The 12,316-nt window shown below is 32.8% G+C and carries 8 protein-coding genes; 5 read left to right on the forward strand and 3 right to left on the reverse strand.

Annotated features, from left to right (window positions below; translation table 11 throughout):
• Window positions 1–42: 42 nt before the first annotated feature.
• Entirely contained in the window at window positions 43–1,299 is a 1,257-nt protein-coding gene (locus ACEWL1_RS02535) for a Y-family DNA polymerase (RefSeq protein WP_409232256.1), read from the forward strand.
• Window positions 1,300–1,303: 4 nt separating this feature from the next.
• On the forward strand, window positions 1,304–1,744 hold the full coding sequence (locus ACEWL1_RS02540) for a LexA family protein (protein ID WP_409231711.1): 441 nt from the start codon (window positions 1,304–1,306) through the stop codon (window positions 1,742–1,744).
• A gap of 10 nt (window positions 1,745–1,754) precedes the next feature.
• On the opposite strand, the gene ACEWL1_RS02545 is transcribed toward ACEWL1_RS02540, so the two are convergent.
• Window positions 1,755–2,807, reverse strand: coding sequence for an endonuclease/exonuclease/phosphatase family protein (locus tag ACEWL1_RS02545; protein WP_409231712.1), 1,053 nt, complete (start codon window positions 2,805–2,807; stop codon window positions 1,755–1,757).
• A 105-nt stretch (window positions 2,808–2,912) separates the two neighbouring features.
• On the opposite strand from ACEWL1_RS02545, the gene ACEWL1_RS02550 reads away from it, so the two are divergent.
• Together ACEWL1_RS02550 and ACEWL1_RS02555 are read left to right on the forward strand one after the other, a co-directional pair.
• Window positions 2,913–5,693, forward strand: a complete 2,781-nt coding sequence (locus tag ACEWL1_RS02550; RefSeq protein WP_409231713.1) for a carboxypeptidase-like regulatory domain-containing protein — start codon at window positions 2,913–2,915, stop codon at window positions 5,691–5,693.
• A gap of 21 nt (window positions 5,694–5,714) precedes the next feature.
• On the forward strand, window positions 5,715–7,151 hold the full coding sequence (locus ACEWL1_RS02555; RefSeq protein ID WP_409231714.1) for a DUF5689 domain-containing protein: 1,437 nt from the start codon (window positions 5,715–5,717) through the stop codon (window positions 7,149–7,151).
• 57 nt (window positions 7,152–7,208) lie between these two features.
• On the opposite strand, the gene ACEWL1_RS02560 is transcribed toward ACEWL1_RS02555, so the two are convergent.
• The gene (locus tag ACEWL1_RS02560) at window positions 7,209–7,658 is read right to left on the reverse strand and encodes a nucleoside deaminase (RefSeq protein WP_409231715.1); all 450 of its coding nucleotides are present in this window, start codon (window positions 7,656–7,658) and stop codon (window positions 7,209–7,211) included.
• A gap of 63 nt (window positions 7,659–7,721) precedes the next feature.
• On the opposite strand from ACEWL1_RS02560, the gene dxs reads away from it, so the two are divergent.
• The gene (gene dxs, locus ACEWL1_RS02565) at window positions 7,722–9,503 is read left to right on the forward strand and encodes a 1-deoxy-D-xylulose-5-phosphate synthase (RefSeq protein WP_409231716.1); all 1,782 of its coding nucleotides are present in this window, start codon (window positions 7,722–7,724) and stop codon (window positions 9,501–9,503) included.
• Window positions 9,504–9,531: 28 nt separating this feature from the next.
• On the opposite strand, the gene ACEWL1_RS02570 is transcribed toward dxs, so the two are convergent.
• Entirely contained in the window at window positions 9,532–12,276 is a 2,745-nt protein-coding gene (locus ACEWL1_RS02570; protein ID WP_409231717.1) for a WD40/YVTN/BNR-like repeat-containing protein, read from the reverse strand.
• Between the last annotated feature and the right edge of the window lie 40 nt (window positions 12,277–12,316).

A 12,316-nucleotide genomic window follows, 5' to 3' on the forward strand; every position in this document is an offset into this window, starting at 1 on the left:
ACAATGTCTTTTTGCTTTCTATTTTTTGATATTTTTATAGACATGTATGCTTTGGTAGATTGTAATAATTTTTATGCTTCTTGCGAACGGGTTTTTAATCCTAATTTGCAAAAAAAACCTGTTGCTATTTTAAGCAATAACGATGGTTGTGTAATTTCTATGAGCGATGAAGCTAAAAAATTACAATTGCCTTTTGGCGCACCAATTTTTAAGTGGGAGCATTTTTGCAAAGCAAATAACATTGCTGTTTTGTCGTCTAATTATCCATTGTATGGAGACATGAGCGCAAGAGTAATGAACATTCTTTCTCAATTTTCGCCAGACATAGAAATCTATTCTATTGATGAAGCTTTTTTACAGTTTAACGGTTTTGAAAATTACAATTTTACCGATTACGGAACGCAAATTAGAAATCGAGTTTTAAAATGGACAGGTATTCCGACTTCTGTTGGTGTTGCTCCAACAAAAGCCTTGAGTAAAGTTGCCAATAAAATAGCGCGTAAATTTCCAAAAGAAACTGGCGGAACTCATGTAATTGATTCTGATGAGAAACGCATCAAAGCGTTAAAATGGATTCCGCTTAAAGATGTGTGGGGTATCGGAAGACGTTTACACAAACGTTTAGCCGAAAAAGGATGTAAAAATGCGTTTGATTTTACACAACTTTCTGATGCTTGGATTTTAAAAAATTTCTCTATCACAGAATGGAAATTAAAAAAAGAATTACAAGGAATTTCTAAAATTCCTTTAGAAGAAGTTTCATCAAAAAAAATGATTGCAACCACAAGAAGTTTCGAACACACTTTTTCTGACATCGATAACATTAAAGAACGCGTATCAACTTTTGCCGTAAGCTGTGCAGAAAAACTACGCAAACAACAATCTAGTTGCCACATGATTATGGTGTTGCTAAGTAGCGATCGTCATAAAAAAGATAGCGAACAACACAGAACAAGCAGAACTGTTGTTTTTCCGTATCCTACAGATTCTACTCTAGTTATTAGTAACACCGCAGTAAATGTAGCAAAAGCGATGTTTAAAAAAGGAATTAAATACAAACGAGCTGGCGTAATTGTTACTGGTTTAGTGCCAACAGACAATCATCAATTGAACTTATTTGTACACGAAAATCCAAAACACAAACATTTAATGTCTGCTATTGATTTTATAAACACTAAGTTTAAAGCTGATAAAATTAAATTAGGAAACCAAGATTTAAAACGCACTTGGAAAATGCGTCAAGAACGATTATCACCAAAATACACCACAAATATTAACGACATTTTAATTGTTACATAAAAACATGAGCGCAAAAACATCAAAAAACCTAACTTTTTTTACTCCTAAAATTTCTGATAGCAATGGAGCTATTTTTATTGATACAGGAATTTCTGCGGGTTTTCCTTCGCCTGCAGATGATTTTAGAGAAACGCGCATTTCTTTAGACGAAGAATTAATTACCAATAAAGAAGCTACTTTTTTTGCCAAAGTTAGCGGACAATCTATGATTGGTGCTGGTTTAAATGATAATGATTTGTTGGTAATTGACAGAAGTATAGAACCTACTAATAATAAAATTGCGGTTTGTTTTTTAGACGGTGAATTTACTGTAAAACGTTTGCGAGTAAAAAATGATGAAGTTTGGTTACAACCAGAAAACCCTGATTATCCGATTATAAAAATTACAGAAGAAAACGATTTTATTATTTGGGGAATTGTAACTAGTGTTATTAAAAAATTATAAAATACGTTCATTAATTCTTCTCTTTAATCAAGTAAATATACACCGGATAATGATCGCTATATCCGCCAGTATAACCGCCATCAGAAAAACTTCTAAACGGATATCCTTTATAACGTCCTTTTTTAGTGGTTAAAAAACGTTTATTAAAAATCATGGCTTTATACATTTTATATGATGAAAAATCTTTTTCGCCTTTGTCTAGAACTGATGAAGTAAAATATATCTGATCAAACAAACTAATATTATCTCGATAACCAACCGTGTTAAAACCGCGTTTATGCATTTCTTCAAACGGATTGTATAAATCGCCAGCGTTTACATTTTCCTTTTTACCTTTTGTTTTTAACACCTTCTTAAAACTAGAATTCGTTGGATTATCATTAAAATCTCCAATACTAAAAATTTTAGCGTTAGGTTCTGTTTCTCTAATTTTTTCTATGATTTTTACATTTTGATATGCCGCTTTTTCTCGCAAAGTTCTGCTTGCAGCTTCGCCACCACTTCTAGATGGCCAATGATTTACAAGTACATGAATCAATTCATCATCTAAATAACCAGAAACCAATAATTGATCTCTTGTATACACCTTAAAATTATTTCTAAAAATAGTAGGTGTATAGGACTCGTGATGTATTGGTTTAAAATATCTTTTTTGATACAATAATGCTACGTCAATTCCTCTTTTGTCTGGCGATTCGTAATGAATAATCTCATAATTCATTTTTTTTAGAAATTTTGATTTAACCAAATCTTCTAAAACCGCCCTGTTTTCAACTTCTGAAATGCCAATTATAGCCGGACCAGTTTTGGTTTTTTCAAATCCAATCTGAGAAATGACATTTCCAATTTTATCTATTTTATCCCAATATATGTTGGATTTATTGACTTTTAATTCCATCATCGGACTTGCCTCATCGTTTTTTGTTGGATCGTTTATCGTATCAAATAAATTTTCAACATTATAAAAAGCAATCGTTCTAATAGAATATTGATTTATTTTGGATTGGGCTTTTACGAGTACCGAAATACACAAAAAGCTCCCCAAGAGAAGTAATCTTTTCATTTTGCAAGTTTTTATTACAAATATAAACAATTTCAAAAGCCACTTAAAAGCCTGATTTGACGGTTGTTAAATATTTTTATATCTTTAGGTTAAAAATTGAAAGCTATGAAAAAGTTCATCTTAACGATGTTCTTGACGGTTATTTTCTACCCGAAAATGGCTGCTCAGAACCTTGTAAAAGGAACTGTGGTTGATAGCAATTCTGAAAAACCCATCGAAGGCGTTTCTATTATCTTACAGTCATCCACAGTTAAAACAAAATCAAACGGAACCTTTATTTTAGAAAATCTCCCCAACGGGAAATTTATTGTAACGCTAAAACTTAAAGGTTATGAAACCCAAAATTTCCCGATTCAATTAGAAGGAAATCCAATAGATTTAGGCACTGTTTTCTTTTATGAAGATAGTTCTGTAAATGAAGATTTAAGTACAATTACCATTGCAGATGATGAGTTGAATGATGATAATAGTACTGCCGATCATATTTCTGGGTTATTACAATCTTCAAAAGATATTTATTTAAGATCTGCTGCATTTGAATTTAGCGCTTCTTTTTTTAGAATTAAAGGGTTGGATTCTGACAATGCTTTGTTGTTGATAAACGGAATTGAAATGAATAAAATATATTCTGGAAGACCACAATGGAGTAATTGGGGCGGCTTAAATGATGCAACTCGGAATCAAGAATTTAGTTCAGGCTTAGCTCCGTCTAACTATACTTTTGGTGGTGTTTTAGGTGCTACAAACATCAATGTTAGAGCTTCGGATGCAAAACCTGGAGGAAGAATTTCATATGCATCTGCAAACAGAAGTTACGAGCACAGAATTATGGCAACCTATTCTTCCGGTTTAACGCAAAATAATTGGGCATATACAATTTCTGTAAGTAGAAGAGCAGGAAAAGAAGGTTTTAATGAAGGTACTTTCTATGATGCAAATTCTTTTTTTGCTTCTGTTGAGAAAAAAATCAACTCTTCTCACAGTATTAATTTTACTGCTATTTATACGCCAAATAAAAGAGGAAAATCGTCTGCAAATACACAAGAAGTTTATGATTTAAAAGGCATTCAATACAATTCGTATTGGGGAATGCAAAACGGACGAATGCGAAATGCTCGTCAAAAAAGAATTGTAGAACCAATTGTAATGTTGAATCATTATTGGATAATAAATAAATCCACAACTTTAAACACCAATGTTGCGTATCAATTTGGAGAAGTTGCAAATAGTAGAATTGATTATAACGGAAGTAAAATTGATGGTTCTATAAATGGCATTCCAACAATTGTAAGTTTGGGTGGTGCAAATCCAGATCCAACCTATTATCAAAAACTACCAAGTTATGGTTTAAAAAAAGGCTATCCCAATGTGTATGAAATGGAAAAAACATTTATTGAAAATGGTCAATTAGATTGGACAAATCTCTATCAAAAAAACTCAAATCCAATAGATAATGGATATGCTGCCTATGTTTTATATGATGACAGAAATGACGACAAACAGTTTTCTGTAAATTCAATTTTTGAGGCAGAAATAAATGAAAACATCACTTTAAACGCTTCTATTCAATACAGGAATTTAAGTTCAGATAATTTTGCACAAGTAACCGATTTATTTGGAGGAACAAAATTTTTAGATGTAGATTCTTTTGCAAATACAAACACTTTAAAACAAAATGATTTACAACATCCGAACAGAGAAGTTACAGTTGGTGACAAGTTTAAATACAACTATAATTTAACCACCAATATTTTAAACGGATTTGCACAAGCGCAGTTTAAATACAATAAAATTGATTTTTATACTGCTGCAAGTATTTCTAATACAACGCATCAAAGAAATGGATTATATAAAAACGGAAAATTTGCTACAGGAAATGCTTCTTTAGGGAAATCTGATAAACCTACTTTTACAAATTACGGATTTAAAGGTGGCGCAACCTATAAATTTACTGGTCGTCATTTAGTTGACGCAAATGCTGGTTATTTGACAAAAGCACCAACATTACGAAACGCCTTTTCTAACGCAAGAATAAATAATGATGTTGTTGAAAATTTAACTAGCGAAAAAATCTTTTCTGCGGATGCGAGTTACATTTTTAGAAGTCCAAATTTACAGGCAAAAGCAACTGGTTATTATGCAAAAATTAAAGGCGCTACAGAAGTTTCCTTTTATTATGCAGACGGAGTTGGAGGAAGCGGGTCTGATTACACCGCTTTTGTACAAGAAATTTTAACCGAAATCGATAAGAAAAACATTGGTATAGAACTAGGTTTAGAAGCACAAGTTACAGCATCAATCAAATTAAAAGGAGCTGCAAATATGGGTCAATATATCTATGATAGCAATCCAACTTTAACGCTAAAATCTGAAATTGATGGATTTCAATTTGCATCAAGAGCATCCAACTTAAAAAACTACAAATTAGCTGCTGGACCTCAACAAGCATATTCTGTTGGATTTGAATATAGAGATCCAGATTATTGGTGGTTTGGAGCAACGATAAACTTTTTTGCAAATGCTTATGTAGATGTTGCTCCATTAACAAGAACAAGCAATTTTACGGATAATGGCGGAATTCCTTTTAACGATTACGACCCAGAATTAGCAAAAACATTATTGCAACAAGAAAAATTTGACAGTTATAATGTCATCAATTTGGTTGGAGGAAAATCTTGGAAAATTAACGACTATTATATCAGCCTTTTTGCAAGTATTAGCAATCTACAAAACACCAAATATAAAACGGGTGGTTTTGAGCAAGGCAGAAATGCAAATTACAGAGAATTACGAGATGATAAAGCGTTAGACAAGCCTATTTTTGGCCCAAAATATTGGTTTGGAAGAGGAGCAACTTACTTTTTGAATGTCAGCTTTAGATTTTAAAAACTTAAAAAAATATTGATTATGAAAACATATAAATTATATCCAAAAACCTTATTTCTGTTACTTTTTATTATTCTTTCTTGCGTGCAAGACAACGCTTTTGAAGTGCCAGATATTACGATTACAGATCCAACTATTACTGCAAATTCAGATTTAGGAAAAGTAAAAACAGCTTTACAACAAGAGTACTTTTCTAACCAAAAGTTGGTGTTTACATTTCCTGTAAACGAAAATAGCCCAACGTTTATTGAAGCGTACGTAATTTCATCAGATGCAACAGGTAATTTTTACAACAAACTTATTGTGCAAGACAAACCAGATAATCCAACTGCAGGAATTGAAATTTTAATCAACAAATCTGCATTGAGTGATGTGTTTACAATCGGGCAAAAAATTTATATCAAATTAGATGGTTTGTCGGTTTCGTATGACGACGGACAAAGCGAAGTAAACCCAATTAATTTAGCGCCCGGAAAATATTCGTTAGGTTTTTTAGAAGGAGATAGAGCTGGTAAAATTCCTGCAACGGCAATTAAGAATCATCTTTTTAGAACGGCAACAATTGCAACAATTATTCCTCAAAAAATTACGATAGAAACGATCACAGATGCAACCATAAATACCTTTGTTCAGTTAGAAAATGCTCAGTTTGATATTTCTGAAATTGGAAAAACCTTTTCTGGTGAAAAATATGATGAATACGACGGATTTCGATATGTATTTGAATGCGGATCAGAACACGAATTAAGATTACAAACCAGTACTTTTTCTAGTTTTAAATCGACCTTGATTCCAGACGGACAAGGAAAAATTGACTTTATTTTATCCAAAGATTTTAAATCAGAGTTTTTAGTTGCCATTGTAAATTCTCCTTCAACAATTGATTTTACAAATGCTACAAGATGTGATCCTGATTTTTTAAATTGTGACGCAAACACAAGTGCCAGAACTATTATTTTAATTAATGAAGACTTTGAAAACATTAAGACAAATTCGCATTTACTTAATGCAGGTTGGTCAAATACCAATACAAATGGCGGTAAAAATGTATTTAAGTCTAAAACAAAAAACGGGAATAGAGTAATGGAAATGTCTGCTTACAACACAGCAGAAAATCCGTTAGAAATCTGGTTGATTTCTCCAACAATTAATTTAGATGCAACTACAAACGAAACCTTAACTTTTGAAACTAATAATGGTTATGACAATGGAAAAGCTTTAAAAGTTTTTGTTTCCTCTGATTTTTCTGGAAATGTAAAAACAGCAACTTGGACTCAAATTAATGCCAATTTATCTGAAGGTCCAAGCAGTGATTACTCAAACTTCTTTACCAAATCTGGCGATATTAGTTTGTCTTGTTTGTCAGGAAATGTACATATTGCTTTTCAATATTTTGGTGGCGATGGTGCAGTTTCTACAACGGTACAAATAGATAATGTGAAAATTACAGGAGACTAATAGCAATTCATTGTATCCTACAAGGTCAAAAAAAAGACCTTGTAGGTATCTTTTTTATTAGTTTAAATTCCGTTTTTCAATAAAAAAGCGTTTTAATATTTGCGAACATTCGTTTTCTAAAATTCCGCCAACAACTTTTGTTTTTGGATGAATGGTTGTTTTTAGTGTTAAAAATCCGCGTTCTAATTCAGAAGCTCCGTAAACGATTTTGCCTAGTTGTGTCCAATAACTTGCGCCAGCACACATTTGGCAAGGTTCTAACGTAACATACAAGGTACAATCTTTTAAATATTTACCTCCTAAATAATCTGCTGCAGCCGTAAATGCTTGCATTTCTGCGTGTGCAGTTACATCATTTAACGTTTCTGTTAAGTTGTGTGCTCTTGCAATAATTTGTTCCTTAAAAACAATGATTGCTCCGACAGGAACTTCACCTTTATCAAAAGCAGTTGTTGCTTCATCTAAAGCTTTTTTCATAAAATAAACGTCGTCAAAAGGATTTATCATTTAAAAAATATTTTTTCAATAATACAAAAAGCAAATCAGATGTAAAACTCGTACTTTTGTTGCATGTCAACAAAACTTTTAGATACAATTTACAATCCTAAAGATGTACGAAAACTAAATCCGGAGCAATTACCGGTTTTAGCAAAAGAATTGCGTGCCTTTATTATTGATATTGTTGCCACTAAAGAAGGACATTTAGGCGCAAGTTTAGGTGTGGTAGAGCTCACAATCGCTTTGCATTATTTATTTGACACGCCAACTGATTTATTGGTTTGGGATGTTGGGCATCAAGCCTACGGACATAAGATTCTTACCGGAAGAAAAGAAGTTTTTGATACTAACAGGCGATTAAACGGAATTTCAGGTTTTCCGAAAAGAAGCGAAAGTATTTATGATGCTTTTGGAGTTGGACATTCTTCAACGTCTATTTCTGCCATTTTAGGAATGGCAATCGCATCAAAATTAAAAGGAGAAACCGAAAAACAACATATTGCCGTTATTGGAGATGCTTCTATTGCAAGCGGAATGGCTTTTGAAGCGTTGAATCATGCTGGTGTAACGGATGCAAATATATTGGTTATTTTAAATGACAATGCAATTGGAATTGATCCTTCTGTTGGCGCATTAAAAGAATATTTAACCAAAGTAAAAACCGATAAAAGGCTTGCCGCGCAAAACAATATTATAAAAGCCTTGAATTTTAATTATTCTGGTCCAATTGATGGTCATAATTTAGATGAATTATTAGCCGAGTTATCTCGATTAAAAAAAGTAAAAGGCCCAAAATTCTTACATATAATTACCACCAAAGGAAAAGGATTACAACAAGCAGAAGAAAATCAAGTGCAATATCATGCGCCTGGAAAATTTGACAGTAAAACAGGTGAAATTATCCCTAAGGAACAAAAAATAGAACCTCTAAAATACCAAGATGTATTTGGAAAAACCTTGGTAGAATTAGCCGATAAAAATGATAAAATTGTAGGCATTACTCCGGCAATGATTACAGGAAGTTCATTAACTTTCTTATTAGAAAAATATCCTGAAAGAATGTTTGATGTTGGCATTGCAGAACAACACGCAGTAACATTAGCAGCAGGAATGGCAACACAAGGAATGATGCCTTTTTGCAATATTTACTCTACCTTTTTACAACGTGCTTACGATCAAATTATTCACGATGTTGCCTTGCAAAATTTATCCGTAATTTTCTGTTTAGACAGAGCTGGTTTGGTGGGCGAAGATGGTGCAACACATCACGGAGTTTTTGATTTGGCGTATTTACGTGCAATTCCGAATTTGATACTCTTTGCGCCAAGAAACGAAGTTGAACTTCGCAATATCATGTACACAGCGCAATTAGGATTAGAGAATCCGATTGCAATAAGATATCCGAGAGGAAAAGGGGTTTTGATAGATTGGAAACAACCTTTTTCTAAAATAGAAATCGGAACAGGAATTTGCGTAAAAGAAGGAAAAGGTATTGCTGTACTATCTATTGGTAGCATTGCAAAAAATGTAACTCTTGCCATTGAAAAAACAAATCAAGAAATTGCTGTTGCACATTACGATATGCGTTTTGTAAAACCATTGGATGAAAAATTATTGCATACCATTTTTAATTCTTTTCAAAAAGTAATTACCGTTGAAGACGGAACCATTTCTGGCGGATTTGGATCTGCAATCGCGGAGTTTGCTGTAAAAAACAACTATAAAAATACCATTACAATACTTGGAGTTCCAGATGTATTTATTCATCAAGGAACTGTAGAAGAACTGCATAAAATTGCAAAAATAGATGCTGAATCTATCTTTAACATAATAAAAAAAGCAGCATTAAAATAATGCTGCTTTTTTAAAATTCTATCTTTTTTTACTTGATAATTACTTTTCCTGTTGCTTTTTTATTGTTAGCATCTATTAAGTTAACAACATACACACCAGAAGGTAAGTTTACAGAAACAGGCTGTTTTTCTTGTTGTGTAAAATCTACCTGCTTAGAAAATACTTGTTTTCCGTTGATATCAAATAGCAATAAATTAGCTTTTCCTAAAGTGTTTTTTGCAAAAATGGTAAAGTCTCCGTTAGAAACCGTTGGATACATTGTAAAAACTTTGTTTTCTTTTATTACATCATCAACAGAAACAACCCCTGCAGCAAATTGTCCAGTAAACATTCCTCTACCATAAGTGGTTGCCATAACCGTATTATCAGCAGTTCTAAAACTAAAAGAAGTTACTTTTACATTAGACATTCCGTTAAAGGATTGTGACCAACTTGGTGAAGCATCTTTAAAATTACTTGTTCTCCAAACACCTAATTCACTACCAATAATAACTTCATCATTATTTAAAGGATTCATCATGATTGCTTTTACAGGAATATCTGGAAAATTACCTTCTTTTTCTTCCCAGTTAGCACCACCATCTGCGCTAAACCAAACACTTGTAATACCGTAATTATGAAAAGAAACTAAGATTTCGTTTTCTGATGCTCCAAATGCAATGTCAGAAATGCTTCCTAAAAAGTTAGGGTCTCCAATACTTGTCCATGCCGGACCGGCTGAATTAGCACTTTCTATTTTTAATAACTTTCCATTATTTGTACCAACAAAAAGTTTTGTAGAATTTGTAGTAAAAGGAGATACTTTAAAAGCAGTTGGTTCTCCTGTTAACAAGTCGTTTGTAAGTTCTGTTTTTATTGGTGATCCTAATAAATTAGCAAATTTTGCTATCACATAAGAACTTCCTTTAGAATAATTTGTATATAATATATCTAAATTATCATCTAAGTCTGCTGGATTGATAAAATTTCCTGAATACGGACTACTGTCAGAAGAAATTACTACTCCAGAACTTGTATAAGGCAAATTGTATCTGTTGTAATTGTTATACACATAAGATGCAATGGCATAAGCACCATCTTTATCTATAAATGAGTAAGCACCATCACCACCTCTCATTCTCACTGTACTATTAATACCATTACTAGCTCCATTGATAAACTGTGTGCCGTTGTCTTGTGCGCCAGCTAATAATAGCTTTTGGTTTGTACTTTGACCTATTTCTCCATGATAAAACTGTGTTATATTATAATCTTTAATTCTAGCTTCTATTGCAGTAGTAGAGGTTTCTGCACCAGATAAAGAAGTTGCATAATAAACACCACCATCATTACCAATAAGTGCTTTGTTAGCATCTGTTGGATGAAATGCCCAACCATGTTGATCTGCATGAACCGTTGGGATTGTCATTGCTGCCAGATTGTTGTTGTTAGACCATTTAGAAATTTGTTTCCAAGAACTACCTGAATTTGTACTTCTAAACAAATCAATTCCACCAACATAAAGTGTGTTGTCATTTGTTGGGTCTACTTCAATTACCAAATCGTAATAAGCTTGTCCTCTTGTAAAATCATTATTTGGAATTCCTGTGTCTGCATCTGCTGGTGTTATAATATTTGTTGTATTTGCAAAACCATCTGTTGTTACTTCTATTTTTGGAGCACCACTAATGTGGTACAAAGCATACATTTTATCTTTATTTGTTTTAGAAACTGCTATTTCAGTTCTTTTAGCATTAGCGACTGAATGTGTAACAGAAAATGAAATTCCGTCAATCGATTTTAAAATAGTACCGCCACCAAGTCCCCAGGCATTACTATCTGAACCTACCCAAAGTGTATTATCTGCTCCAATTTCAAAATCGTTTGGTTCATAAAAAGAATGTACAGCTCCTTGAGATTGTCCAGGAATTGTAGGTAACGTTACCATGTTCCAAGTTGATCCATCGTCCACACTTTTATACAACCCTGTTTTATCTAATCCTGCAAACTGATTACTCCCTGAATATGATCCTACATATGCTCCTCCAACACCAATAAAAACTTCTGTTTTACCATTATTATTCCAAGCAATAACATCATTAATAAAAAATAGTCTTTTTTCATAATCTGGGTTTGAATTTTCACTATACACATTTATCCAAGAAGCACCACCATCTGTAGATTTCCAAACTCCATTTCCTATAGAACTCGGGTTTGCTTGTCCTTCACCAGTTCCCACATACATAATTTGTGAATTGTTTGGGTCAACTGTCATACAACTTACCGATAAATTTTCATCAATACCTACTTGTGTCCAAGAAGAATTGGCATCAGTAATGTCATTATTTACCCATAAACCTCCAGAAACGCCACCAGCAAAAACTCGCTTGTGTGTTGCGTCATTCGGGTCGAATAGTACCACTCTAGTTCTACCACCAACATTGTTGGGTCCTCTTTCTACCCACATATTATCTGAAGCGTCTCCAGGAACTCTTTGTAATTTTCTTTGTGCTTTTAATTCTTGTTGAACTTTAAATACATTTTCTGGATGTGTTCTACCAGTATTTGGGTTCATTTCCAATAAATATTCTTGTTCAAAATATTTATTTGGTGGCATTCCTTCTGCTTTTCTCTCTTTCTTAGTAAGTTTTAGTGTGTTATTATATGGATGATTCTTTAAGAATTTTGCATAATTTTCTCTTGCCTTTTCTGCTGCTGAATCTGTATCTAAAACTAGATAAGTTGTGAAAGCTACAGCTACAATTGCAAAAACGAATAGTAGTTTTTTCTTCATAATTAATTTATTTTAATGTTCTCAAAGTTAATGAAATGAT

Origin of the sequence: Polaribacter gochangensis (assembly GCF_046224025.1) — a bacterium.
Lineage (GTDB): Bacteria > Bacteroidota > Bacteroidia > Flavobacteriales > Flavobacteriaceae > Polaribacter > Polaribacter gochangensis.